The organism is Bacillus sp. 95MFCvi2.1 (assembly GCF_000374965.1).
GTDB lineage: Bacteria > Bacillota > Bacilli > Bacillales > Bacillaceae_G > Bacillus_A > Bacillus_A pseudomycoides.
The window spans coordinates 15,775-39,951 of record NZ_KB895709.1; the positions used below are offsets into that span (position 1 = coordinate 15,775).

At 36.3% G+C, this 24,177-nt stretch carries 25 protein-coding genes, 1 pseudogene and 1 other annotated feature (1 of these 27 only partly in view); of the genes and pseudogenes, 14 read left to right on the forward strand and 12 right to left on the reverse strand.

Annotated features, from left to right (window positions below):
- Nucleotides 1-217 (forward strand) — a binding site (T-box leader); it begins 5 nt to the left of the window's first position.
- A gap of 70 nt (nucleotides 218-287) precedes the next feature.
- Nucleotides 288-1,550: a tyrosine--tRNA ligase gene (tyrS, locus tag C568_RS0122135; RefSeq protein ID WP_018782740.1), complete on the forward strand. Its 1,263-nt coding sequence runs from the start codon at nucleotides 288-290 to the stop codon at nucleotides 1,548-1,550.
- 461 nt (nucleotides 1,551-2,011) lie between these two features.
- On the opposite strand, the gene C568_RS0122140 is transcribed toward tyrS, so the two are convergent.
- The 3 genes from C568_RS0122140 to C568_RS0122150 form a co-directional block, all read right to left on the reverse strand.
- Entirely contained in the window at nucleotides 2,012-3,190 is a 1,179-nt protein-coding gene (locus C568_RS0122140) for an NAD(P)/FAD-dependent oxidoreductase (protein ID WP_018782741.1), read from the reverse strand.
- Between the two features lie 44 nt (nucleotides 3,191-3,234).
- Nucleotides 3,235-3,675 (reverse strand): DUF1641 domain-containing protein, encoded by a 441-nt coding sequence (locus C568_RS0122145; RefSeq protein ID WP_003201998.1) that lies wholly within the window; start codon nucleotides 3,673-3,675, stop codon nucleotides 3,235-3,237.
- A gap of 460 nt (nucleotides 3,676-4,135) precedes the next feature.
- A complete protein-coding gene (locus tag C568_RS0122150; protein WP_003202000.1) occupies nucleotides 4,136-4,486 on the reverse strand; it encodes a winged helix-turn-helix transcriptional regulator in 351 nt (116 codons plus the stop codon).
- Between the two features lie 319 nt (nucleotides 4,487-4,805).
- On the opposite strand from C568_RS0122150, the gene C568_RS0122155 reads away from it, so the two are divergent.
- From C568_RS0122155 to C568_RS0122170, 4 genes are all read left to right on the forward strand, one after another.
- Nucleotides 4,806-6,023 (forward strand): MFS transporter, encoded by a 1,218-nt coding sequence (locus tag C568_RS0122155; protein ID WP_018765070.1) that lies wholly within the window; start codon nucleotides 4,806-4,808, stop codon nucleotides 6,021-6,023.
- Nucleotides 6,024-6,079: 56 nt separating this feature from the next.
- The gene (locus C568_RS0122160) at nucleotides 6,080-6,922 is read left to right on the forward strand and encodes an aldo/keto reductase (protein ID WP_018782742.1); all 843 of its coding nucleotides are present in this window, start codon (nucleotides 6,080-6,082) and stop codon (nucleotides 6,920-6,922) included.
- 142 nt (nucleotides 6,923-7,064) lie between these two features.
- Nucleotides 7,065-7,625, forward strand: a complete 561-nt coding sequence (locus C568_RS0122165; RefSeq protein ID WP_003209123.1) for a biotin transporter BioY — start codon at nucleotides 7,065-7,067, stop codon at nucleotides 7,623-7,625.
- 141 nt (nucleotides 7,626-7,766) lie between these two features.
- Nucleotides 7,767-8,669, forward strand: coding sequence for a thioester domain-containing protein (locus C568_RS0122170; protein WP_003202008.1), 903 nt, complete (start codon nucleotides 7,767-7,769; stop codon nucleotides 8,667-8,669).
- A gap of 36 nt (nucleotides 8,670-8,705) precedes the next feature.
- On the opposite strand, the gene C568_RS0122175 is transcribed toward C568_RS0122170, so the two are convergent.
- On the reverse strand, nucleotides 8,706-9,344 hold the full coding sequence (locus C568_RS0122175; protein ID WP_006096457.1) for an NAD(P)-dependent oxidoreductase: 639 nt from the start codon (nucleotides 9,342-9,344) through the stop codon (nucleotides 8,706-8,708).
- Between the two features lie 324 nt (nucleotides 9,345-9,668).
- Here C568_RS0122175 and C568_RS0122180 point away from each other — a divergent pair, with 324 nt between their 5' ends.
- The 3 genes from C568_RS0122180 to C568_RS0122190 all read left to right on the forward strand — a co-directional run bounded on the left by C568_RS0122180 (nucleotide 9,669) and on the right by C568_RS0122190 (nucleotide 14,111).
- Nucleotides 9,669-11,105 carry an alanine/glycine:cation symporter family protein gene (locus tag C568_RS0122180; protein WP_018782743.1) on the forward strand — a complete coding sequence of 479 codons (1,437 nt, stop codon included), beginning with the start codon at nucleotides 9,669-9,671 and terminating at the stop codon, nucleotides 11,103-11,105.
- Between the two features lie 300 nt (nucleotides 11,106-11,405).
- Nucleotides 11,406-12,587 carry a NupC/NupG family nucleoside CNT transporter gene (locus tag C568_RS0122185; RefSeq protein WP_018782744.1) on the forward strand — a complete coding sequence of 394 codons (1,182 nt, stop codon included), beginning with the start codon at nucleotides 11,406-11,408 and terminating at the stop codon, nucleotides 12,585-12,587.
- Between the two features lie 342 nt (nucleotides 12,588-12,929).
- Nucleotides 12,930-14,111, forward strand: a complete 1,182-nt coding sequence (locus tag C568_RS0122190; protein ID WP_018765065.1) for a NupC/NupG family nucleoside CNT transporter — start codon at nucleotides 12,930-12,932, stop codon at nucleotides 14,109-14,111.
- Nucleotides 14,112-14,155: 44 nt separating this feature from the next.
- Here the strand turns inward: C568_RS0122190 and C568_RS0122195 are convergent, their stop codons facing one another.
- The 3 genes from C568_RS0122195 to C568_RS0122205 form a co-directional block, all read right to left on the reverse strand.
- Nucleotides 14,156-15,328 carry a DUF418 domain-containing protein gene (locus tag C568_RS0122195; RefSeq protein WP_018782745.1) on the reverse strand — a complete coding sequence of 391 codons (1,173 nt, stop codon included), beginning with the start codon at nucleotides 15,326-15,328 and terminating at the stop codon, nucleotides 14,156-14,158.
- Between the two features lie 172 nt (nucleotides 15,329-15,500).
- Nucleotides 15,501-16,007: a ferritin gene (locus C568_RS0122200; protein WP_016112449.1), complete on the reverse strand. Its 507-nt coding sequence runs from the start codon at nucleotides 16,005-16,007 to the stop codon at nucleotides 15,501-15,503.
- Between the two features lie 55 nt (nucleotides 16,008-16,062).
- The gene (locus C568_RS0122205; RefSeq protein WP_016112448.1) at nucleotides 16,063-16,383 is read right to left on the reverse strand and encodes a MazG nucleotide pyrophosphohydrolase domain-containing protein; all 321 of its coding nucleotides are present in this window, start codon (nucleotides 16,381-16,383) and stop codon (nucleotides 16,063-16,065) included.
- Between the two features lie 73 nt (nucleotides 16,384-16,456).
- Between C568_RS0122205 and C568_RS0122210 the strand changes: the two genes are divergently transcribed.
- A complete protein-coding gene (locus tag C568_RS0122210; protein WP_018782746.1) occupies nucleotides 16,457-17,035 on the forward strand; it encodes a TIGR00730 family Rossman fold protein in 579 nt (192 codons plus the stop codon).
- Between the two features lie 27 nt (nucleotides 17,036-17,062).
- On the opposite strand, the pseudogene C568_RS34850 reads toward C568_RS0122210, so the two are convergent.
- The 3 genes and pseudogenes from C568_RS34850 to C568_RS0122220 all read right to left on the reverse strand — a co-directional run bounded on the left by C568_RS34850 (nucleotide 17,063) and on the right by C568_RS0122220 (nucleotide 18,018).
- Nucleotides 17,063-17,260, reverse strand: a pseudogene (locus C568_RS34850) (hypothetical protein).
- A gap of 186 nt (nucleotides 17,261-17,446) precedes the next feature.
- Nucleotides 17,447-17,608 carry an NADH dehydrogenase gene (locus C568_RS34855; protein ID WP_080740092.1) on the reverse strand — a complete coding sequence of 54 codons (162 nt, stop codon included), beginning with the start codon at nucleotides 17,606-17,608 and terminating at the stop codon, nucleotides 17,447-17,449.
- Nucleotides 17,578-18,018 carry a Dps family protein gene (locus C568_RS0122220; protein ID WP_018765061.1) on the reverse strand — a complete coding sequence of 147 codons (441 nt, stop codon included), beginning with the start codon at nucleotides 18,016-18,018 and terminating at the stop codon, nucleotides 17,578-17,580. Before C568_RS0122220 ends, C568_RS34855 begins: the two co-directional genes overlap by 31 nt.
- A gap of 389 nt (nucleotides 18,019-18,407) precedes the next feature.
- Between C568_RS0122220 and C568_RS0122225 the strand changes: the two genes are divergently transcribed.
- From C568_RS0122225 to C568_RS0122235, 3 genes are all read left to right on the forward strand, one after another.
- Entirely contained in the window at nucleotides 18,408-18,842 is a 435-nt protein-coding gene (locus C568_RS0122225; protein ID WP_018782747.1) for a DUF3920 family protein, read from the forward strand.
- A 113-nt stretch (nucleotides 18,843-18,955) separates the two neighbouring features.
- On the forward strand, nucleotides 18,956-19,366 hold the full coding sequence (locus C568_RS0122230; protein WP_018782748.1) for a MarR family winged helix-turn-helix transcriptional regulator: 411 nt from the start codon (nucleotides 18,956-18,958) through the stop codon (nucleotides 19,364-19,366).
- 49 nt (nucleotides 19,367-19,415) lie between these two features.
- The gene (locus tag C568_RS0122235) at nucleotides 19,416-20,114 is read left to right on the forward strand and encodes a pirin family protein (protein WP_018782749.1); all 699 of its coding nucleotides are present in this window, start codon (nucleotides 19,416-19,418) and stop codon (nucleotides 20,112-20,114) included.
- 65 nt (nucleotides 20,115-20,179) lie between these two features.
- On the opposite strand, the gene C568_RS0122240 is transcribed toward C568_RS0122235, so the two are convergent.
- Nucleotides 20,180-20,449 carry a hypothetical protein gene (locus C568_RS0122240; RefSeq protein ID WP_018782750.1) on the reverse strand — a complete coding sequence of 90 codons (270 nt, stop codon included), beginning with the start codon at nucleotides 20,447-20,449 and terminating at the stop codon, nucleotides 20,180-20,182.
- Nucleotides 20,450-20,692: 243 nt separating this feature from the next.
- Here C568_RS0122240 and C568_RS0122245 point away from each other — a divergent pair, with 243 nt between their 5' ends.
- Nucleotides 20,693-22,342, forward strand: a complete 1,650-nt coding sequence (locus C568_RS0122245) for a M4 family metallopeptidase (RefSeq protein ID WP_042511553.1) — start codon at nucleotides 20,693-20,695, stop codon at nucleotides 22,340-22,342.
- A 47-nt stretch (nucleotides 22,343-22,389) separates the two neighbouring features.
- On the opposite strand, the gene C568_RS0122250 is transcribed toward C568_RS0122245, so the two are convergent.
- On the reverse strand, nucleotides 22,390-22,704 hold the full coding sequence (locus C568_RS0122250; RefSeq protein ID WP_003201771.1) for a metal-sulfur cluster assembly factor: 315 nt from the start codon (nucleotides 22,702-22,704) through the stop codon (nucleotides 22,390-22,392).
- 139 nt (nucleotides 22,705-22,843) lie between these two features.
- Between C568_RS0122250 and C568_RS0122255 the strand changes: the two genes are divergently transcribed.
- Nucleotides 22,844-23,938: a TIGR04053 family radical SAM/SPASM domain-containing protein gene (locus C568_RS0122255; RefSeq protein ID WP_018782752.1), complete on the forward strand. Its 1,095-nt coding sequence runs from the start codon at nucleotides 22,844-22,846 to the stop codon at nucleotides 23,936-23,938.
- The last annotated feature ends 239 nt before the right edge of the window (nucleotides 23,939-24,177 follow it).

The following is a 24,177-nucleotide window of genomic DNA, read 5'->3' on the forward strand; positions in this document are numbered from 1 at the left end:
TACGTTGAAAGAGCCCAGTAGCAGTTTGTCACTGTTATCGAGAAAGCTAGGGGTTGATGGAACCTAGCACAAACAAACTTGTGAATTACACTCTGGAGTATCTTAGGTAATGCTAAGCGGAGTGGCAATCGATATTATTGCTAAGAGTGGTATGGATAGTGAAATTGTTCCTATTTGTGCAATCTGGGTGGTAACACGGTTAATAATCGTCCCTATGTCTAATGTAGACATAGGGGCTTTTTTGTTTTTTAAATTGGAATTTTAAATATTAAAGGGGATGGAAAGACATGAACATTATTGATGAATTAGAATGGCGCGATGCCATTAATCAACAAACAGATGCAGACGGATTACGTGAATTAGTAGAAGAGAAAAAGATTTCCTTGTACTGTGGTGTAGATCCAACAGGTGACAGTATGCATATTGGACATTTGATTCCGTTTATGATGATGAAACGGTTTCAATTAGCTGGGCATCATCCAGTGATTTTAATTGGGGGAGCAACAGGGACGATTGGGGATCCAAGTGGACGCCAAACAGAGCGGCAGTTGCAGACGTTAGAACAGGTACGGCATAATGTTGACGCATTAACAGCACAAATGCAAAAGCTATTTGATTTTGGCGGCAATAGTGAAGTGAAAATGGTAAATAACTACGACTGGACGCATCAAATCAATATTATCGAGTTTTTACGTGACTACGGTAAAAACTTTAGTATAAATAGTATGTTAGCGAAAGATATAGTAGCGAGCCGTTTAGATACAGGGATTTCATTTACGGAATTCACATACCAAATATTACAAGCAATGGATTTCCATCACTTATACAAAGAAGAAGGGGTACAACTACAAATTGGTGGTAGTGACCAGTGGGGAAATATTACAAGTGGTTTAGATTTAATTCGTAAATTAGAAGGGCATGAAGCCAAAGTTTTTGGATTAACAATTCCATTATTATTAAAATCAGACGGTACGAAATTTGGTAAATCAGCAGGCGGAGCAGTTTGGTTAGATCCTGAAAAAACAACGCCATTTGAATTCTACCAGTTCTGGGTGAATACGGATGACCGTGATGTAGTTAAGTACTTGAAATACTTTACGTTCTTAACGAAGGATAGAATTGATGAATTAGTAATGAAGGTTCAAACGGAGCCACATAAGCGTGAAGCGCAAAAAGTGCTAGCAGAAGAAATGACGAAATTTGTTCATGGTGAGCATGCACTGTCCCAAGCACTAAAAATTACAGAAGCATTATTTAGTGGGGATATTAAATCATTAACTGCGGATGAAATTGAACAAGGATTTAAAGATATGCCGACTTTCCATGCTTTAAAAGAAACAAAAAATATCGTTGAGTGGTTAGTTGATTTAGGAATTGAACCTTCTAGACGTCAAGCCAGAGAAGATATTAATAATGGAGCTATTTCTATGAACGGTGAAAAAGTGACTGATGTGAATACACATGTTACAGTAGAAAATTCATTCGATGGAAGATTTATTATTATCCGTAAAGGTAAAAAGAATTACAGCTTGGTGAAATTAGGAGAATAAAGTTTGTTATAGAGTAGAAGTGAGGAGATATCCTCATTTCTACTCTTTTTATGTACACAATTTCGTCATAAAAAGTCAGTATATTAAGATTGTTATGGAGGTTTATCTTGCTTTCATGTCGAATAAAAATAATGTATATAAATCGTTGTTACGAAGAATAGAAGGAGTGGGCGGATGCTCTCTTCCATCAAAAAGGAAAGTTTTTATGTCGGTTCTTCAATTTGTATTTATAAAAAGTTACTCATAGTAATCTATATAAATTTCTTTGTTTTTTGAAAGATAAATCATTGCACGAAGAAAAAAGGAGCCTTGCGCTCATTGTATCTTTTGTTTTAAACATGGCACGGGGCAGAAAAAGGCCCTGACCGCTCCTATGCATGGTTGGATGCTCTCTCCCATCTAAAAAGAAAGGTTTTTAAAAATAAAAAAAGCCCGAATCATGATTCGGGCTAGTAATCAGATTAGTAAGCTAAGCTGAATAATCCTTTAATATGTGATAAGTAACGAACGTTACTTGCTTCTTTCATTAATGATGCTGGTAAGCCTTTAAGTGGAGTTGAGCTTGCTCCGATTGTAGCAACAGCATCTTTACGACCTAGACTTGCAAGTGTTCCAGAGTTTACTGGTGCGAACTCTTCGAATGCTTTGCCTTCTAGTGCTGCGTATAAGTTGTATCCAATTAACTCACCCATTTGCCAAGCGATTTGTGCAGTTGGTGGGTATGGACGACCTTCTGGACCGAAGACAACAGCGCTGTCTCCAGCAACGAATACATCTTTGTGAGAAGTAGATTGTAGGTATGCATCAACAGTTGCACGGCCACGGTTTACTTCAAGACCTGATTCACCGATTAATGGGTTACCTTGTACGCCACCTGTCCAAACGAATGTGTTTGCAACGATTTTTTGACCGTCTTTTAAGTCAATTTCATTGCCAGCAACGTTTGTTACAGGAAGACCTGTTAAGAATGTAACGCCGCGTGCTTCTAAGCTAGTAGTTGCACGTTCAATTAAATCGTCTGGTAATACTGGAAGGATTTTTGGACCTGCTTCAACAAGAAGTAATTTTACTTCTTTAGGGTTTACGCCGTGGCTTTTTGCAAGTTTAGGCATAATGTCAGCAAGCTCACCAACTAGCTCAACGCCAGTTAATCCGCCACCACCGATTAAGATTGTAGCATCAGCTTCATTTTTTGTTTTTGCGTATTCACGAATACGATCTTCAACATGTTTGTAGATTTTGTTTGCATCAGCAGCAGATTTTAATACCATGCTGTTTTCTTCTAGTCCTGGAATACCGAAGTAAGCAGTTTTACTTCCTAAAGCAACTACAAGTGCATCGTAAGATAAAGTAGTGCCACCAGCTAGTTTTATTTCTTTTTTGTCTACTGAGAATGACTCAACTGTTGCAATTTTAAGATCGATGTCTTTGCCTTTGAAAAGTTTTGTAAGTGGCATTGCAATAGCTTGTTCAGAAACGTTACCTGCTGCTAGGCGGTGTAGTTCTGTAATGATTTGGTGTGTTGGGTATTGGTTGATTACTGTAACTTGTGCTTCTGATTTGCTGTAATATTTACGTACATTTAAAGCGGCAAGAAGTCCGCCATAACCAGCGCCTAAGATGACAATTTGTTTTGACATAGTATGATATCTCCCGTCTTTACTAATTGTTGTTATAAGATAAATTATTTATTATTGCGTTCTGCACTAATTTGAAGATAAGCATTGATAAAACGGAACATTTTTTGTGCTTGTGGATCTTTTAGTAATTTTAACAGACCGAAAAGACCGATAACTTCAGAGCTTTCTTCAGCACGATCTTTTGCTTCGATAGCAGTTGCTGCCATGCTTTTCACTGTATCTTTTACAGGCTCTACAATCTCTTGGATTGCGCCAACAGTGTCGCTTTTTAATACTTCGTCAGTAGCAACAGTTTGAGCGAAGTCATAAGACTTAGTTAAAATGTTAACAAGCTCAGTTAATTTTGGAAGCTGTTCTACTAGTGTAGTTAATGACTCTTGTACTTCAGGTTTTAACAATTGATCAAGTACATCAAGTTGTCCTTGGCTAGCAGAAATTTGTAAAGATTCTTGTTCAGGCTTTGTTTGAGTGATAGTTTCTGGCATCTCCAATTCTCCTTTACGATAGCAATACTCTTATTTTTTTAGGAATAAAACATTCCCAAGTAACAGGTAAGCGTTAGCAAAAATTTGCAAAACTTTATACAAAGCTTCACAAAACGCAATAAAATGCCTTTAAATTTATGATTGCAAGTAGTAGACAATCATAAATTCAAAACCATAATTTCTTACCTATTATTTATGGACTGTCCGATACATGGCTTGTCCGTATAATGGAAACTTCCTTTATCGGAAAGTGTATATAATATATATCTTATATTATATACTATATACACCCAGGTTAACATAAAAATGATCCCTAATTATTTGACTTTGAGTCCATAACTTAGTATTAGCAAGGGAAAAAAGCATATATTTTATTTTACTGTTACCTAAAATATACTTAATTATAGAGAAAAAAAGGAAAAAACGAACAAATGAATGTTCATTTTTTCCTTTTTTCTGATTAAGATTGATCTGTTTGCGGGATAAGCATGGACGAATTCCCGTTCTTTTCAAGATGGCACTCCCCCCAAGTGCAAAGGGAATCAAGAATCGCTTCTAAGGACCGACCGTAGTCGGTAAGAGAGTATTCAACTTTTGGTGGTACTTGATTATATACCTTTCTTTGAATAACCCCATCTTCTTCTAATTCACGTAATTGCTGTGTGAGCATCTTTTGCGTAATGCCAGGCATTAAACGCTTTAATTCACTTGTTCGTTTTGTTCCTTTTGTTAAGTGACAAAGGATGACGACTTTCCATTTTCCCCCGATTACTTCTAAGGTTGCTTCTACAGGAATATTATATGTCTTCATATATTACAACCACCTTTAATGAACTTTTATATAATCATAAATTACTTTTTAGTGCCTATAGCACTTTAAAGTACGTACTGTTTTTCATGTTGAACATGTTTCATAATAGCATACGTAAGAGGTAAATGAGTAGTACGGTACCAAAAAGTAACTATGTTACCTTTTGGTACCTATCGCACTTTAAAGTGCGTTCTTTCGAAAAAGAATGAAACCATTCATAATAGCAGTTGTGAGCAGTAAAACTGTGTTTATTAGAAGATAAAAGGGCCTTTTTATCATACTATTATGATTGGATTTCTCATATTAAGGAGGAGTTCGATTGAGTTCATATACAGTACCGTCTTCAGATGTTCAAACAAATAGAAGAAGTGTGTTTGCTTTATTAGCATTAGCGATTAGTGCGTTTGGAATTGGTACAACTGAATTTATTAGCGTCGGTTTATTGCCATCTATTTCGAACGATTTACATGTTTCAGTTACAACAGCAGGTTTAACCGTGTCTTTATATGCACTAGGAGTAGCATTTGGCGCTCCTATATTAACGTCGTTGACAGCTAGTATGTCACGGAAAACGTTATTAATGTGGATTATGATTGTTTTCATTATTGGTAATGGTATTGCAGGAGTGGCAACAGGCTTTGGTGTACTGCTTGTTGCGAGAGTTGTATCTGCATTTGCGCATGGGGTATTTATGTCGATAGGTTCAACAATCGCTGCAGCTCTTGTACCAGAAGATAAACGTGCTAGTGCAATTGCTTTTATGTTCACAGGCTTAACAGTCGCAACTATCACAGGTGTACCAATTGGAACATTTATTGGTCAACAATTTGGCTGGAGAGCTTCGTTCATGGTTATCGTAGCAATTGGAATTGTTGCCCTTATCGCAAACAGTTTATTAATTCCATCTAGTTTAAAAAAAGGTACGTCTGTATCATTTCGCGATCAATTTAAATTAATAACAAACGGAAGACTATTACTTGTTTTCGTAATTACCGCATTAGGGTACGGCGGGACATTTGTAACATTTACGTACTTGTCTCCATTATTACAAGAGGTGACAGGGTTTAAAGCAAGTACAGTTACAATCATTTTGTTAGTGTATGGGATTGCAATTGCGATTGGAAATATGATTGGTGGAAAACTATCGAACCATAATCCAATTCGTGCATTATTCTATATGTTTTTCATTCAAGCGATTGTGCTATTCGTACTCACATTTACGGCGCCGTTTAAGGTAGCAGGGCTCATCACGATTATTTTAATGGGATTATTCGCGTTTATGAATGTTCCGGGATTACAAGTATATGTTGTGATATTAGCTGAACGCTTTGTTCCGAGCGCTGTAGATGTTGCATCTGCAATTAACATTGCCTCCTTTAATGCAGGGATTGCTCTTGGGGCTTACCTTGGTGGCATTGTAACGAATTCATTAGGGTTAATTCATACAGCGTGGGTCGGCGCGATTATGGTAGTTGGTGCAGTCATATTAACGGCATGGAGTATGGGATTAGAAAAACGAGATCAGGTAAAAAGTTAATATTTATAAGTGAACCATATTATACAAATGAAAAGATGATAGGAGAGAAAGAGAATATGATTAAGAATTTACAAGATCGTGTAGCGTTGCATAACGGTGTGGAAATGCCTTGGTTTGGTTTAGGTGTATTTAAAGTAGAGGAAGGACCTGAACTTGTTAATGCAGTAAAAATGGCGATTAAACAAGGATATCGCAGTATTGATACAGCGGCGATTTATGCAAATGAAAAAGCGGTAGGAGAAGGAATTCGTGAAGGTATTAAAGAAGCAGGTGTCTCAAGAGAAGACTTATTCATCACTTCAAAAGTATGGAACAAAGATCAAGGATACGAAGAGACGTTAGCAGCTTATGAAGAAAGTCTACAAAAGTTAGGGCTTGAGTATTTAGATTTATATCTTGTTCATTGGCCGGTAGGAGGAAAATATAAAGATACATGGAGAGCATTAGAAAAGCTTTATAAAGAAGGACGCGTACGTGCAATTGGTGTGAGTAACTTCCAAATTCATCATTTGAAAGATGTAATGGAAGATGCAGAAGTGAAACCGATGATTAACCAAGTAGAATATCATCCACGTTTAACGCAAAAAGAATTGCGGGACTTCTGTCGTGAACAAGGTATTCAAATGGAGGCTTGGTCACCTCTTATGCAAGGGCGGTTATTAGATAACGAAACATTACAAGAAATCGCAGATAAATACGGTAAAACGACTGCGCAAATTATCTTGCGCTGGGATTTACAAAATGAAGTTGTAACGATTCCGAAATCAACAAAAGAACACCGTATTACCCAAAATGCGGATATATTTAATTTTGAATTAACAAAAGAAGATATGGAACAAATTGATGCGTTAAATCAGAATCATCGCGTTGGTCCAGATCCGGATAACTTTGATTTCTAAAATGAACAGAAGAGAGGGGCACAAAAAAATTTGTGCTCTTCTTTTTAATTGCAGAAAACTAAAAATTCAAACAAATATTTACTCTGTATATGAAATAGGATATCTTAAATTTATAATATGAAATTTTCCTAGGGAGGCACATATGAACAATCATCGTACAAATCATTTCCGCATGTTAATTGTTACTGCACTATTTGCTGCTATTATTGGTATTTTGGCCCAAGTTACAATTCCCCTGCCGCTCGTTCCGATAACAGGACAAACATTAGCGATTGGTCTTACTGCTACAATTTTAGGTTCACGTTATGGCACTTTATCTGTACTGTTATATGTTTTAATTGGTGCAACTGGAATTCCTGTTTATGCTGGGTTTAGTGGCGGTTTATCCGTTTTATTTGGTCCTACAGGCGGCTTCCTATTAGCCTTCATTCCAACTGCTTTTTTAATTGGTTTGTTAACTGAGAAGACAAAGCTTACATTTTGGAATTCGTTAATGGCAAATGTTTTAGGAATGTTTGTGACATTAACAATTGGGACTGTATTCTTAAAGTATGTGGCATCGCTAGGATGGCAAGCGGCTTTCATGGGTGGTTTTGTGCCATTCCTTATTGTAGGTGTAATAAAAGCTGCATTAGCTGCATGGGTTGGGATTAAGGTAAGAGGAGCGTTAGTACGTTCGAAATTATTATTGCAAGAAAACTAAATGATAATAGAAACACGCGTAGAATGATCTCTGCGCGTGTTTTTTTATAGCGTCTTAAGAAGGGAAAAGTAATGTATAAAAAGACTTTTTAACTAGATACTATACAGTAGTAAATTTGTTATTTTATAAGGGGTTGTGAACATGAATATTAAACAATCGTATAAGTTATTGGTTGCTTTTTTGAGTGTTTTATTTGTATTTGCGAATTTATTATTCCCACTCCAAAAAGCATCGGCAGAAGTCATGGATCATACAAAGTATCAAATGGATTGGAGCTACAGTAAATCAAAAAAGAAACCAATCCGAACAGAGCTTATTAAAACAGCAGATGGGAAAATTGCATTCTGCTTGAATGTAGATTTGAAATCACCAAGCGGTCAAGATTTACCTGAAATAGGTAAGGTGGATATTGGGGTGTACCGCGTGTTATTAAATGGATATCCACAGAAGAGTCCACAAGAATTAGGTGTCTCTGATTGGAGAGAGGCGCATTATGCGACGCAGCTCGCTGTATGGAATGCGCTGGGACAAGTGGATATTAATGATTTAGATTTTCGTAATAAAAATGTAGAAAAAGTAATGAAAGATATTGTTGCGAAAGCAAAGAGCAGTGAAGAAGTACAAGAAATTACGATGAGTGTTACGCCGTCAGAAAAGCAAGAAGCAGTATTAAAAGATGAGTTCTTCGAAACAGGTTTATATACGGTGCAAACAAATGCGAAAAGTGGAACGTACCAAGTGCAAGCAACTGGTGCGCCTGCAGGAGTTAAATTTGTGAATGAAAAAGGCGAAACAAAAACACAGTTTAATGTGGGGGAAAAGTTCCGTATTTTAATTCCAAAACAGACGCCATCTGGTGAATTTAGCTTTAAAGTATCAGGAACTTTAACAAAATTACAAGGTATCGCGCATAAGGGAACACCGAAAATTCAAGATGCGGTAGTTTTATTAGAGCGCAGTGAAGAAAAAACAAGCCCAGATTTAGCGGTAAGCTGGAAAAAAACTGAAGCACCGCAGAAACCGAATAAACCTTATAAACGATAAAAAAGCGCTGGCGTTTGCCAGCGCTTTTTTCTATTATTATTCAGCTTCTGATACAACTGTAAAGCGTTCGTTCACGTGTTTTGGATTTTCAATTTCATCAAGTGCAGCTACAGCGAAGTCTTCGTAACTTACATAGCTATCGCCTTTTTCGTTAACAAGAAGGTGGTCTTTACCAGCTTTGTAAGAACCAGTACGTTTTCCTAATGCGAATAGAGCAGAAGGACTAATGAATGTCCAAGTGATATCGTTTGTTTGTTGTAAAATTTCTAGGTTTTTTCCTTGGTTTTGAGCTGTTGCAAGATATTCTTTAGGGAAACCTGGTGTATCAAATACACGTGTTGTTTTTGCCTCATCTACAAATAAACTTCCAGCGCCTCCGACAACAAGTAACTTCGTATTAGGTGCACCTTTCATTGCCTCAATTAATACGTTCCCTGCATCTACGTGAAGATGTTCACTTCCAGCAGGAGCGCCAAACGCATTCACGATTATGTCAAATGCTTGTATGTCATTAGCAGTAAGATCGAAAACATCTTTTTCTAAAACTTTTACATTATTCTCTGTGATTTTTGCGGCGTTTCTTACGATTGCAGTAACTTCATGACCGCGATCAAGTGCTTCTTTCATAATACGACTTCCAGCTTTTCCGTTTGCTCCGATAATTCCGATTTTCATAATATATACCTCCAAATGTTTAATAGAATAAATGCCTAAAATGTATGTGCAAAAATGAATCGATGTAGTTAAGCAAGTTTGATACCACTCGTTGTAACTAGTATAGTTACAGAGTTAGTTTTTGTCAATCGCTTTGTTTATGAAAAATATTTCTTCAAGTAGTATGTGCGTTTCTAAAAATAAGAAGTCATATTTCTTAACAAGTAACACGATTGTGTTATAAAACCTAACATTTGGAAGCGATAATCTGTCGAAAAATGTTGATTTTTGAATATTTTTTAAATATAATTCAATTTATGAGAAGAAAAGGGAGGGACTAATCGTATGAATATTTTAGAACAGTTCGTTTCATCAACGAATACGATTCTTTGGTCATATATTCTTATCGCAATGTTAATAGGCTTAGGGCTTTATTTTTCTATTAAATTGAAATTCGTACAAATTACCCATCTAGGCGAAATGGTACGATTAATGAGTGATGGATTAACTGGAAAGACACGTAAAAAGGGCAGCGTATCTTCTTTCCAAGCTTTCTGTATGAGTTCAGCAGCCCGCATTGGGATCGGGAACTTGGCTGGTGTGGCACTAGCTATTTCTATGGGAGGACCCGGCGCAGTCTTTTGGATGTGGGTAATTGCAATTATCGGGGCATCTTCAAGCTTTGTAGAAAGTACACTTGCACAGATTTATAAAGTAAAAGATGGCAGCGGCTTCCGTGGTGGTCCTGCTTATTATATGGAAAAAGGTTTAAATAAACGTTGGATGGGAATTTGGTTTTCTATTCTGATTACAATTAGTTACGGTTTAATTTTCAACTCAGTACAGGCAAATACAGTTACGCTAGCATTTAAAAATGCATTCGGTTTAGAGCGTTATGTTGTAGGGATCGCATTAGCTGCATTAGTCGCAGTTATTATTTTTGGCGGCGTTAAAAGTATTGCACGTATGTCAGAAATGATTGTTCCACCAATGGCAATTATTTATATAGCAGTAGCTGTTTTCGTTGTTATTAAAAACTTCTATTTACTACCAGATGTTTTCACAGAAATCTTTAAAGGTGCATTCGGTTTAGATTCAGCTGTAGGTGGCGGTATCGGGGCTGCGATGAAGTATGGTATTCAGCGTGGATTATTTGCGAACGAAGCAGGTATGGGTAGTGCGCCGAATGCGGCTGCGACAGCAGATGTAACGCATCCAGCTAAACAAGGATTTATTCAAACAATTGGAGTTTTAGTAGATACATTTTTAGTATGTACATCAACAGCGTTTATCGTACTATGCTCTGAAGCATATAAGGCAACGAATTTAGAAGGAATTGAATTAACACAAAAGGCGCTAAGCTCACAAATTGGTCCATGGGCAAGTAGCTTCTTAGCGATTATTATTTTCCTATTTGCGTTCAGTTCACTTCTAGGAAACTATTATTATGGTGAAACAAATATCGAATTCATTAAGAAAAGTAAAACATGGTTAATGATTTACCGTGCTGCAGTAGTTGGAATGGTGTTATTCGGTTCTGTTGCGACGCTTCAAGTCGTATGGAATATGGCAGACTTATTTATGGGTCTAATGGTAATCACAAACTTAATTGCGATTACACTTCTTGGCCGATTTGCATATGCTGCGTTGACAGACTATGTAAAGCAAAAGAAACAAGGGAAAGATCCAGTCTTCCATGCAAGCTCTATTCCAGGTTTGGAAAACACAGAATGCTGGGAAGATTCTATGGTAACAAAAGAAAAAGAAGAAAAAGCTGTATAATAAGGAAAGGGCATCAGAGAGAATCTGATGCCTTTTTTTATGGTTTGTAGGAAAAACCGAACATTAATAGAGTTTTTATGTTTATTATATTTTTTTAGAAATATAAAGATGTGAGTTGAAATTTATGTTAGAATGTATAAGGTCTTTCCAGGTAAGAGGTAAGACGGGTTTTGAGGTATAGCATATATATTTTTATATGTTAGGTGAAAGTTCGGATTATTTATTTTTTATATGGTCAGACGTTCAACGTTAAATAATTTTCTAGAGCGTTGAATAAGGTTTAAATGGAGGATTTTATATATGAAATTTGTTATGTTTCTTGTAGGATTACTCGTTGTATTTATACTCGGGTTTCTTATAAGTGCGGATCGAAAGAAGATTAAGTATAAACCAATTGTGGTTATGCTTGTTATTCAGTTAGCATTATCGTACTTCCTATTAAATACACAGATTGGTTATATTTTAGTAAAAGGAATTTCTGATGGATTTGGAGCATTACTTACATATGCGGAATCTGGAATCGTTTTCGTATTTGGTGGCCTTGTTAATAAAGGGGAAATTTCCTTCTTCTTAACAGCATTATTACCAATCGTGTTCTTTGCCGTATTAATTGGGATCCTGCAACACTTTAAAATTTTACCGATATTTATTCGTTCAATTGGTACCCTGTTAAGTAAAGTAAATGGTTTAGGAAAGTTAGAATCATATAATGCAGTAGCGGCAGCAATCGTCGGGCAGGCTGAAGTATTTATTACGGTAAAAGATCAATTAAGCAAAATACCGAAGCATCGTTTATATACACTTTGTGCTTCTTCTATGTCAACAGTATCTATGTCGATTGTTGGATCATATATGAAAATGATTGATCCGAAATATGTAGTAACAGCACTTGTATTAAATTTATTTAGTGGTTTTATTATCATTCATATTATTAACCCGTATGATATTACGGAAGAAGAGGACACACTTAAGTTAGAAAATAAACAAAAGCAATCATTTTTCGAAATGCTTGGCGAATATATTATGCTTGGATTTACAATTGCGATTACAGTAGCAGCGATGTTACTTGGTTTCGTAGCGTTAATTACAGCAATTAATAGCTTGTTCGATTCTATTTTCGGCATTACATTCCAAGCAATATTAGGATACATTTTCTCACCACTTGCATTTGTAATGGGTATCCCGCAATCAGAAATGGTAACAGCGGGACAAATTATGGCAACAAAATTAGTATCAAATGAATTTGTTGCGATGCTTGACCTTGGAAAAGTAGGAGGAGAATTATCAGCTCGTACAGTTGGTATCCTTTCTGTATTCCTTGTATCATTTGCAAACTTCTCATCTATTGGAATTATTGCAGGGGCAACGAAAGGGATCGATGAAAATCAATCAAATGTTGTTTCTTCATTCGGATTAAAGCTTGTATATGGTGCAACGTTAGTAAGTATTTTATCAGCGATTATCGTTGGTGTGATGTTATAGAAATAAAAAGCAGTGAGCAGAAGCTCATTGCTTTTTTATTTCATAGACATAAATTCTAGCGAGATTTGTAAGGGAGAAATTAACATATCATTTATTGAAAAAATTATGTTGCATTTCATCTGGATAACGCTTACAATTTGTTTGTGGGTGGTATCAGTTTCATACTTTAAATCAAGTAGGTAAGAAGACCACTAATTGTAAATTATAATTTATGTAAACGCTTACTGGTTTTAGGATACATTGTAAAGTAAATAGTATTTAGGGGTTCTATTTTTTTAACATCGATGGTCAGACGTCATTCGTTGGACGACCAATAACTCATGGAAAGTGGAGGGTTCACATATGAAACTAGTGATGTTTCTAGTCGGTTTACTTGTTGTATTTGTACTAGGTTTCCTTGTAAGTTCAGATCGTAAGAAAATTAAGTATAAACCAATTGCAATTATGCTTGTTATTCAATTAGCATTGGCTTACTTCTTATTAAATACAAAGATTGGATTTGTATTAGTAAAAGGAATTTCAGATGGCTTTGGCGCCATTTTAAAATACGCAGAAGCTGGGGTTAACTTCGTATTTGGTGGTTTAGCGAATGATGGACAAGCACCGTTCTTCTTAACAGTATTACTACCAATTATTTTCTTAGCGGTATTGATTGGTATTCTGCAACATCTTAAAATTTTACCGATTATTATTCGTGCAGTCGGTTTCGTATTAAGTAAAATAAATGGTCTAGGGAAATTAGAATCATATAATGCAGTAGCAGCGGCAATCGTTGGTCAAGGTGAAGTATTTATCACAGTAAAAGATCAATTAAGTAAATTACCAAAAAATCGTTTATATACACTTTGTGCATCTTCTATGTCAACGGTATCGATGTCAATTGTCGGTTCTTATATGAAAATGATTGATCCAAAATATGTAGTAACAGCACTTGTATTAAACTTATTCAGTGGATTCATTATCGTTCATATCATTAATCCGTATGACATTAGTGAAGAAGAAGATATTTTAGAATTACAAGAAGATAAGAAGCAAACGTTCTTCGAAATGTTAGGCGAATACATTATGCTTGGATTCTCTATTGCAGTAACAGTAGCAGCAATGTTAATTGGATTCGTAGCATTAATTACAGCAATTAATGGTGTATTTGATTCTATTTTCGGCATTACGTTCCAAAGCATTTTAGGATATGTGTTCTCACCATTAGCATTTGTTATGGGTATCCCAACATCAGAGATGCTACAAGCAGGACAAATTATGGCAACCAAATTAGTAACAAACGAATTTGTTGCGATGCTTGATTTAGGAAAAGTAGCTGGCGATTTATCAGCTCGTACAGTAGGTATTTTATCAATCTTCCTTGTATCATTTGCAAACTTCTCATCTATTGGGATTATCGCAGGTGCAACAAAGAGTATCGATGGAAAACAAGCGAACGTTGTATCTTCTTTCGGATTAAAGCTTGTGTATGGTGCAACGTTAGTAAGTATATTATCAGCGGTTATCGTTGGGGTTATGCTTTAAAAATAAGGAAAGCAATGGGCGCGTGAGCTCATTGCTTTTTTTGTTTAACTTACTTTGTTTAACTTACGTTTAAAAGCAGGCCTTTTTAAATATGTGCCAAGACGCCATACGTATTCAACTGGCCCTATGCGATACCTTTTTAACCAACAGGTGCTAGCATATAATTGGATGACGTAAATTACAATTGTTAAGACAATGCCAAAGAAGTAGCCGATTTTCCCATATAAACCAAGTCCATACGCATAAAAAATGGTGGTAGCAATGATGGATTGCGCTAAATAGTTACTAACTGACATTTTTCCCATGTGAGCCATATATTCTAATAAGCGTGATGCTTTTTTGTAATGAAATAATAAAATGATAGAGCTTCCGTAAAAAATGGCCATGCTAAGCGGTGTAACACTGTCTTTTAACATAATGAGAAGAGGTTGTTTTGTTAATAGTTCTAAGATTTTTACTGTGAAAGAAAAAATACCGCTGATGAACCAGATTTTTTTGAGGGAAGGTAAATGTTTATCTATTTCAAACAGCCAGCCTTTTTTTCCAACATACATTCCTAGTAGGAATAGTGGAGTCATAAAAATCAGTGCGAAAAGTGTTATGAAAAATGTTCCGAAAAAGCCAGTGATCCCAATATACTTAAAAGGATCTTCATTAAGGCGGAAGCTTACATGTTCTATATAGCTACCAGTTTCATGAACCTGTTGTTCTTTTGCGATATAAGGTGCAAAGTCATCGGACATATTGGTGCTTGGTTCAAAGGGATAAGACATCAGCATAGTTAGTACTAGTATGATGGATGCCCAAATGATCAATGTTTTGGGCTTTCGATTTATAAACATCATTAATAAGATTCCTATAATTCCATAACCGAATAAAATATCCCCATCCCAAATAAAAGTACCATGGAGATATCCGAGGATGAGTAAAATACTAAGGCGGCGGATATAAACCGGAAAGAAACGTTTTTCTTTTTTTATGATACTGTTTTGCAGCAAAGTAATACTAATCCCAAATAGAAAAGAAAATAGGGAAATGAAATTGTGGGTGCCAAAAAATTGAATAAACCAATTGGCACCTTCATCAACTTTTCCGAATACATAAGTAGGCTGTTCACCGCTAAACATTCCAAATTGAATTAATGTCATGTTAACAAGTAAAATACCGAATAAAGCAAAACCACGAACGGCATCGATTGCTTCTACACGTTGTTTCATAGAGATGTTCTCCTTCCCGTTTGTACTCTATATTGAAAATAATACCATTTATAATAGTAGTCCTATGTAGAATGAGCGAAGATTTAAGCTGATTTTAATCCGATGTTAAGGTGAAAAGTGATTTAAAGGAGAAAAAAATCACCTTAACGAATTCATTAAGGTGATAAGGATATTACTCAGCAGGAGGAGTAAACGTACGTTTTTCCAATTCCGCATCTAACATAAATAGAGCGTTAGAGTCGCTTGTAATACGTTTTAGTTTTTGGATGATGCTGTCGAAAGAAGCTTCTTCTTCAACCTGTTCGTCAACGAACCATTTTAAGAATGTAATTGTCGCGTGCTCACGCTCATCCCAAGCGATATCGGATAAGTTGTAAATACGCTTTGTTACTTCACGCTCATGCTCAAGTGCGATCTCAAATGCGCTTAAAACAGATTCATATTCATTGTTAGGGTTTTCGAATCCAGTAATAATGGCGCGCTCTCCGCGGTCATTAATGTAATTGTAAAGTTTCATTGCGTGGAAACGCTCTTCTTCTGCTTGTACAAGGAAAAAGTTTGCAAATCCATCATAGCTTTCTGCTGTGCAGTAAGCAGCCATTGCCATGTAAACATGGGCAGAGTAAAATTCAAAATTCATTTGGTCGTTAAGCGCATCGTGTAATTTAGTAGATAACATAAATTCTCTCCTTTGTATGTTGTCGGAACCATTATATCATAATTGATAAATATTCTCATTTGTTTTCGAAACGATTAGAAAGCTTCTCGACATGTGCCTCCATAATATCTTGTAAGTCTAAATCATATTTTTGAGAAAGGATAATGAGGTTTGCAAGTACATCTCCAAGTTCTTCTTTTAATTCAATTTTCAATTCTTCCACTTGTTTTACTTGTTCATCTGGGCGATCGCGTCCAATTTCAATGGCGCGTACAACTCGTGAAACTTCTCCTACTTCTTCTGTTAAGAAATTCAAGCGAATAAAAGAGTTATATTGTGACCAGCTTCGTTTTTCGTAAAATTCCTCAACCCATCTCTGAAATTCGGCAATATTCAATTCTTTTCCATCCCCTCAATATGTTGTACAATGTTCATTGTATCATAACAATATATAGTTTTGGGGTGTAGGTATGAGAAAGATTTGTGTGTTTGCAGGTTCTAATTTAGGAGAAAGACCTGAATTTAAAGAGCAAGCAATTAAGCTTGGAGAAGTGCTTGTCCAAAATAATTGTGAACTAGTATACGGCGGTTCATGTGTTGGTTTAATGGGGGAAGTAGCCAATGAAGTGTTGCGCTTAGGCGGACGTGTCACTGGTGTTATGCCTCGTGGTTTATTTCGCGGAGAGATTGTTCATAAAGGATTAACAGAACTAATTGAAGTAGAAACAATGCATGAGCGCAAAGCAAAAATGGGAGAGCTTGCGGATGCATTTATTGCGTTACCAGGTGGCTACGGAACATTTGAAGAGTTATTTGAGGTTGTATGTTGGTCACAAATTGGAATTCATGACAAGCCAGTTGGATTATTAAATATTAAAGATTTTTATAGTCCAATTTTGCAAATGATCGATCGTACGGCAGAAGAAGGATTTATGAATCCATCGAATAAAGAGTTAATTGTTTCGGCGGATAATGCAGAAGAATTATTGCTCCACATGAAAAACTATAAGAGACCTGTTATGGGGAATAAGTGGAAGCAGTTATCATAATAAGATGAATAAAAAGAGGCATTCCGTTCATTTCGGAATGCCTTTAGATTTGCCTTTCATAGACTTCTTATATAAATGCCAGCCACCCCAACCACCAAGTATCGCGATACAGATAAGGAAAGGATAGCTTCATACATCTACGTTTATGCCCAAAATATTGGCTATCATGAAAGTAATTCCAACAGCTAATGAAGCGAAAAATACTCGAATCAAATAGTCTTTCAACTGAACCACTCCCGTCATTTGATAGTGATAGTACCTAAATGATGAATTTGGAAAAGTATTGTCTAGACGTAACTATTAGAAGGCTATTTTCTATATTTTAACATAAAAACGGTTGAGATATATCGATATAATAATAAATCCCCTCAAGTGAATTGAGGGGATTTATTGACCGAGCCGTTTGCGCTTTTAATAGTATCCAGCTCCAGCGGCTAGAACAGTCGGTCGTTTCACTCCTTTATCTGAGGCAAAAAGCGCCTCTGAATCAGGAGTTCCAACGCCCTCCTGTTCTAAGCGAGCTGCTTGCGCTTTTAATATGATTATTGATTCAAGAACGCACGTAGCATCCAAGCGTGTTTTTCTAGTTCTGTGTAGATGCCAAGTAGTAAGTCAGATGTCGTTTCGTCGTCAGCACCCTGCGCGATTTCCATACCTTTTTTCAGTTCGCCTAGCATCATTTGGTAGTCTTTCATAATTGCTTCGACCATCCCTTCTGCAGTCTCTCCGTAAGCCGCTTCTTGAACAGAAGATCGTTCTAAGTATTCTTTCATTGTCGCTACTGGTTTGCCACCAATTGCTAAAATGCGTTCTGCAATTTCATCGATGTGTCCAGCTGCTTCTGTGTAAAATTGTTCGAATTTCTCATGTAGTGTAAAGAATTGAGGTCCTTTTACATACCAATGGAAATTGTGTAGTTTTGTAAATAATACGTTCCAGTCTGCTACCTGTTTGTTTAATACTTCGATTACTTGTGTGTTCATATGATCAATCTCCTTTTGAGTTATTATATCTTTTATTAATTTATAATTATTATAATCTAGTAATTGATATAAATCAACCATTTACAAAGATTATTTTTGAACTATATAAATACAAATTGAAAAACGAGATAAAACCCTTCTTTTTAGGTGGGAGAGAGCATCTAACCATGCATAGAAGCGGTCAGATCCTTTTCCTGCCCCATACCAAGTAAAAACAAAGAGAGAAAACAAGTAGGGGTCACCTTTTGTTCTTCAAAGCAGCGACTTATATGTTGAAAAATCAAAATGGATTTATATAGATGTAATGTTGTATTGCAATATGTGTTTATTTTTCCTATATGGTGGCATACATATAGAAAAAGGGAATATAGAAAGGAGAATGGAGGGCAATGGAACTCCAGTTTCAAAACGTATATCAGCAAGCTGGAAATTGGTATGTGCTGGACTCAGAGTTTCCGTGGGATATTCAGCGGGTGAAAAATGATATATTTTCACTTATTGAGAAACGCGAAATTCCAGTTATTTTTTGCGATACGTGTGATACAAATAATGTGCTTGCAAACTTAGGAGAAGAGGAAGAAGAATTTTTATTTCCTTTAAGCGGTTTTTATCATAAAGAAAGACAAATGATTTTTGTTTGTATGTGGGAACAGTATGAGCAAGTGCTCAAAACATTACTACATGAATTCAGGCATTCAATGCAACATGAGAAAAATGTATTATACATTGGAAAAGAAGCGTATGAAGCACGTGGGATTGAAAAGGATGCCCGAGCATTTGCAGAACGTAAAATGAAGGAATATATAAGAAGAAACTTAAACTAAGGCATAGTGAGAGAAATTCACTATGCTTTTGTTTATCGCTTACTAAAATAAAGTAATTGACATTTTTAAAGTTTAGTTCTAAACTAAAGACATCAAGTAAGCGAGGTGATGGAATGAAAGCAGAAGAAAGATTAGGATTATTGTTATGGTTTCGTTTATCACGCTTTTATAACAGAAGCATTCGTGAGACAAATCAACATTTGAAAGAATGGAGTTTATCTGCTGCCCAGTTTGATGTTCTAGCCCAAATTGGTGGGCACGATCGATTAACACAGCAAGAACTCGGGCGAAAGCTATTTGTTACAAAAGGGAACATCACGCAGCTTTTAAATAAAATGGAGCAGCTTGATTGGATTAAGCGAGAACAGGAAGGTACTACGAAATACCTTTCGTTAACTGAAAAGGGCAGAGTTTTGTATGAAGATGTTGTTCCACCGCAAGAGACGTTTCAAGCAGAACAATTTGATAAGTTAAATCGTAATGAACAAAAACAACTACTAGAATTACTTCGAAAGTTACAATAAAAAATTTTAAATAAATATCTCGAATTCGAGATAATATGAGGTGAAGGATATGTTTAAAAAAGTTGAGCATAAAAATATGGGAAGAGCAAATCACGGTTGGTTAAATACACATTTTCATTTTTCATTCGCAGATTATTATAATCCAGATAATATGAGATTTGGGGCGCTTCGCGTTATTAATGATGATTTAGTAGCAGCGCAAACAGGATTTGATATGCATCCGCACCGTGATATGGAGATTATTTCTTACGTTGTAGATGGTGCATTAACACATCAAGATAGCATGGGGAACCGCGGTACAATTGAGCGTGGACATGTACAATATATGAGCGCTGGTACAGGTGTTTTTCATAGTGAACATAATTTAGGGAATGAGACATTACGCCTATTACAAATTTGGATTTTACCAGACCGCGCAGGGCACACACCAAACTACGGCGAGTTCAAGTTTGATTGGAATAAACGTGAAAACAATTGGTTCCATATGGTATCTCCAATTGATGGTGGTGCACCAATTGAAATTCATCAAGACGCAAATTTATATTCACTATCTTTAGAAGCAGGAAAAGAAATCACTTTCCCTGTTAGCGAAGATCGTCAAGTTTATCTTGTGCAAATTGAAGGAAGTGGTGTTGTAAATGGTGAGACACTTGTAATGCGCGATGCAGCAGAAGTAGTTGAAGAAGATATTCGTATTCAAGCAACAGAACAATCGCATTATTTAGCGATTGAGATGAAAAAGAAATAAGAGACACTATGAATAAAAAGAAATAGCGCAGTGAAAATAATGCGCTATTTCTTTTTGTGCTTTTCTTAATTCCTCATACGAAACATCTTGAATACTTTTAAGATTAGAATGAAAAATAGATTTGTTAATGCTGTAACTATAAAGAAAATGGCGAGAACAAATTCATTTAACCCGTTAGTGAATAAAAACTGAGCATAGCAGAGAACGCCTAATATTGCTGAAACGATAATAGGTAGAAAATATACGATTGCTTTTTGCTGTAGTTTTATAAAAAGGAGGAAAGTCGCTACTAATGTTATCGGACAGAAGGAATACATAATAATTTGCGGTAACATTATATCACCACCTTTCAAAGATAAAGTATGATTCTAGTTAAGAAGGATATGCAATTTTATCTTTATTTTTTATATGTAGGTATTTTTAAGTGTAATATAATGGGAATGTTTTGCGAATTTAAAATAGGGATTTTTGGATGGAATTGTAAAAAAGTTTCTCAATATTTTTTGGTAGGAGATATTTTCCTTTTCTCGAAATGTAATAAGAGTGTCAAAAATTTTTGGGGAATGGGGAGTGTTAGATTGAAAAAGCAAGTCGTTTCATCAGCATTAGCTTTATCCGTTATCGTTGGGGGTTTTGGGGCATTCGGAGCAACAAAAACACAAGCGGCAGAGCAACAAATTCAGTATCACCAAGAATTTAAAACACCGGCTTACATAGGTGAGGAATGGAAAGCACCGCAAGGATTAGATAAAAAGGAAACAGTATTTCAGTATTTAGAGAGCAAGAAAGATATGTTTAAATTAGCAGGAAATATTGACAAACATTTTAATATTGTAGGGGAAGAAAAGGACGCTGACTCGGGTACAACACATGTGAAGTTAGTTGAGAAACATAATAATGTTCCTGTATATGGATCAGATCAAACAGTTACGCTTGATAAAGACAATAACGTAAAGGCGTTCTTCGGGCAAGTTATCCCGAATTTAGAAGATAAAAATATTCCAGCTGCAGCTAGCATTACTGATGAGAAGGCGGTAGAAGTTGCAAAGGCTGATATTGAGAAAGAAATTGGCAAAGTAGATAAATATGATGGTGTGAAAAAAGATTTATATGTGTATGAAAAAGATGGACAATACTATCTTGCATACCTTGTTAAAGCGTCTATTTCAAAACCAGCACCAGGATACTGGCATTACTTTGTTGATGCAACAAATGGAAATGTGATTGAGAAATATAATGCAATCGACCATATTACTGGTTTTGGCTATGGCGTTCTAGGAAACAAGCAATCATTTGAAATTGCTCAAGATGAAAAAACAGGAGCATTTAACTTGTTTGATGGAAAACGTGGAAATGGTGTTCATACGTTTGATGCACAAAACATGGATGAGAACTGGTTTAATCTCTTCTCACAATGGCTTGGATATACAGGTGAAGAAGTAGAAAGTAAATCAAAATTCTTTGAAGATAAAGCGGCTGTTGACGCACATGTAAATGCAGGAAAAGTATACGATTATTATAAAAAGACATTTAACCGTAATTCTTTCGATAATAAAGGTGCGAGGCTGATTTCTACTGTTCACGTAGGTGAAGGGTGGAATAACGCAGCTTGGAACGGTGTACAAATGATGTATGGAGATGGGGATGGAAAAACATTCATTCCATTATCTGCAGGTTTAGACGTTATTGGACATGAGCTAACACATGCTGTAACAGAGCATACGGCGAATCTTGTTTACAAAGATGAGCCAGGAGCATTAAATGAATCATTATCTGATATTATGGGTGTAATGGTTGAGAAGAAAAGCTGGGATTTAGGTGCTGATATTTATACACCTGGTGTTGAAGGGGATGCGCTTCGTTCTCTGAAAGATCCAGCATCTATTCCGAACCCATTAAAACCTGGTGAAGGTTACCCAGATCATTACAGCAAACGCTACACTGGAAAAGCTGATAATGGCGGCGTGCATATTAACAGTAGTATTAATAACAAAGCCGCATATTTAGTATCTGAAGGTGGCACGCATTATGGTGTGAAAGTAAATGGCGTAGGCCGTGAAGCAACAGAAAAAATTTACTACCGCGCTCTTACAAAATATTTAACTGCAAACTCTAACTTTAAAATGATGCGCCAAGCTGCACTTCAATCTGCGACAGACTTATATGGTCAAAACTCTAAAGAAGTACAAGCTGTAACGAAAGCTTATGACGCAGTTGGTGTGAAATAAGATGAAAAAAGACCTGACATCGATAATGTCAGGTCTTTCTTTGTTATTTAATCGCGAATACCGAGAGCGATTTTTGCCATACGTGACATACGCTCTTTTGACCAAGGTGGATTCCAAACCACATTGACCTCTATTTCATTTACTTCCGGTACATTTGTCGATAATACTTTTTTGACATCTGATACGATCTGCCCAGCCATTGGACAACCGATCGAAGTCATCGTCATTGTTACAACAGCATTATTATTTTCATCTGCTGTTACGTCATATACTAATCCAAGATTGATAATATCAACGCCTAATTCAGGATCGATAACAGCCTCTAAATTGGCATATAATTTCTCTTCGAATTCTTGCGACATGCACAACACCCCTAATATTAATGATATCCATTCTCATTATAAAGGAAATAAGATAAAGATGCAGTGAAATAGCTCACAGTGTTTTTTTAGAATCTTTCCTATACTGATTATAAGTATGTAGGAAGGAGCAAGATTGAAAATGAACTATGATGAAAATCCTTTTATCGTGATATGGGAAGTTACACGAGCTTGTGAATTAAAATGTCTGCATTGCCGGGCTGAAGCGCAGTATAGGAGAGATCCGAGAGAATTAACTTTTCTTGAGGGGAAGAGATTAATTGATGAAATATATGAAATGAATCAGCCGATGCTAGTTTTTTCAGGCGGGGACCCGCTTATGAGAGAAGATATTTATGAGCTAGCAAATTATGCAGTGCAAAAAGGACTACGCGTTTCGATGACGCCTAGTGCGACTCCAAATGTGACGAAAGAGGCAATACAAAAAGCAAAAGGGGTTGGACTTGCACGCTGGGCCTTTAGTATCGATGGTGCTACAGCTGAGACACATGATCGTTTTCGCGGCGTGGCGGGGTCTTTTCAGCTTACGATGGATGCGATTCAATACTTAAATGAGTTACAGATTCCTGTCCAAATCAATACAACTATTTCTAAGTACAATGTTCATGAAGTAGAGGAGATGGCGGCGCTTGTTGAAAAGTTAGGTGGTGTACTATGGAGCGTGTTTTTCCTTGTTCCAACTGGAAGGGGAAGTGTAGAGGATATGATTTCACCAGTAGAACATGAACTTGTATTTCGTAAATTATATGAAATAGGAAAAAGGGCTTCATTTGATATAAAGACGACAGCTGCTCAGCATTATCGCCGCGTTGTGATGCAGCAAAAGAATAAGGAAGGTAAAAGCAAGCAAAGAATGTGTTATGAAGATGCGCTGCAAAATGGGTTAACTGGAAAAATTGATGGTTTAGGACGAGCGCCAAAAGGAGTCAATGACGGTAACGGCTTTGTTTTCATTTCGCATATTGGTGATGTATATCCAAGCGGGCTACTACCGATTCAAGCTGGGAATGTGAGAGAAAAGCGTTTACGAGATATTTATCGTGATTCTCCAATTTTTCAAGCATTACGTAATCCAGATAGCTATAAAGGAAAATGTGGGAAGTGTGAATACCGTTATGTGTGTGGTGGTTCTCGCTCAAGAGCATATGCGATAACCGGTGATTATTTAGAGAGCGAGCCATATTGTGTATATGTACCGAAAGCTTTAAGAAGCTAGCTAATAAAAAAATGTGAGATTCCTATTGTCTTTTTAGGATACATCATGTATACTTCTGATTAGTTGATAACGATTATCAGTATCAACTGAACATTGCTCTTCGTTATGTTGGTCATACCCCTTTTGACTGCGTAAGTCAGAGACAAAATGTTGAAATACCTTGTGTCCTATTCTACAGAATTATGGTAATCTCCAACCTCAACTTATATGCGTTAAGCATGCAAAAAGGATCCTATCCG

Bases quoted from the DNA above. Each gene is read 5' to 3' on its own strand.
- tyrS (WP_018782740.1), top strand. From the start codon at position 288: ATGAACATTATTGATGAATTAGAATGGCGCGATGCCATTAATCAACAA.
- C568_RS0122140 (WP_018782741.1), bottom strand. From the start codon at position 3,190: ATGTCAAAACAAATTGTCATCTTAGGCGCTGGTTATGGCGGACTTCTT.
- C568_RS0122145 (WP_003201998.1), bottom strand. From the start codon at position 3,675: ATGCCAGAAACTATCACTCAAACAAAGCCTGAACAAGAATCTTTACAA.
- C568_RS0122150 (WP_003202000.1), bottom strand. From the start codon at position 4,486: ATGAAGACATATAATATTCCTGTAGAAGCAACCTTAGAAGTAATCGGG.
- C568_RS0122160 (WP_018782742.1), top strand. From the start codon at position 6,080: ATGATTAAGAATTTACAAGATCGTGTAGCGTTGCATAACGGTGTGGAA.
- C568_RS0122165 (WP_003209123.1), top strand. From the start codon at position 7,065: ATGAACAATCATCGTACAAATCATTTCCGCATGTTAATTGTTACTGCA.
- C568_RS0122170 (WP_003202008.1), top strand. From the start codon at position 7,767: ATGAATATTAAACAATCGTATAAGTTATTGGTTGCTTTTTTGAGTGTT.
- C568_RS0122175 (WP_006096457.1), bottom strand. From the start codon at position 9,344: ATGAAAATCGGAATTATCGGAGCAAACGGAAAAGCTGGAAGTCGTATT.
- C568_RS0122180 (WP_018782743.1), top strand. From the start codon at position 9,669: ATGAATATTTTAGAACAGTTCGTTTCATCAACGAATACGATTCTTTGG.
- C568_RS0122185 (WP_018782744.1), top strand. From the start codon at position 11,406: ATGAAATTTGTTATGTTTCTTGTAGGATTACTCGTTGTATTTATACTC.
- C568_RS0122190 (WP_018765065.1), top strand. From the start codon at position 12,930: ATGAAACTAGTGATGTTTCTAGTCGGTTTACTTGTTGTATTTGTACTA.
- C568_RS0122195 (WP_018782745.1), bottom strand. From the start codon at position 15,328: ATGAAACAACGTGTAGAAGCAATCGATGCCGTTCGTGGTTTTGCTTTA.
- C568_RS0122200 (WP_016112449.1), bottom strand. From the start codon at position 16,007: ATGTTATCTACTAAATTACACGATGCGCTTAACGACCAAATGAATTTT.
- C568_RS0122210 (WP_018782746.1), top strand. From the start codon at position 16,457: ATGAGAAAGATTTGTGTGTTTGCAGGTTCTAATTTAGGAGAAAGACCT.
- C568_RS0122220 (WP_018765061.1), bottom strand. From the start codon at position 18,018: ATGAACACACAAGTAATCGAAGTATTAAACAAACAGGTAGCAGACTGG.
- C568_RS0122225 (WP_018782747.1), top strand. From the start codon at position 18,408: ATGGAACTCCAGTTTCAAAACGTATATCAGCAAGCTGGAAATTGGTAT.
- C568_RS0122230 (WP_018782748.1), top strand. From the start codon at position 18,956: ATGAAAGCAGAAGAAAGATTAGGATTATTGTTATGGTTTCGTTTATCA.
- C568_RS0122235 (WP_018782749.1), top strand. From the start codon at position 19,416: ATGTTTAAAAAAGTTGAGCATAAAAATATGGGAAGAGCAAATCACGGT.
- C568_RS0122240 (WP_018782750.1), bottom strand. From the start codon at position 20,449: ATGTTACCGCAAATTATTATGTATTCCTTCTGTCCGATAACATTAGTA.
- C568_RS0122250 (WP_003201771.1), bottom strand. From the start codon at position 22,704: ATGTCGCAAGAATTCGAAGAGAAATTATATGCCAATTTAGAGGCTGTT.
- C568_RS0122255 (WP_018782752.1), top strand. From the start codon at position 22,844: ATGAACTATGATGAAAATCCTTTTATCGTGATATGGGAAGTTACACGA.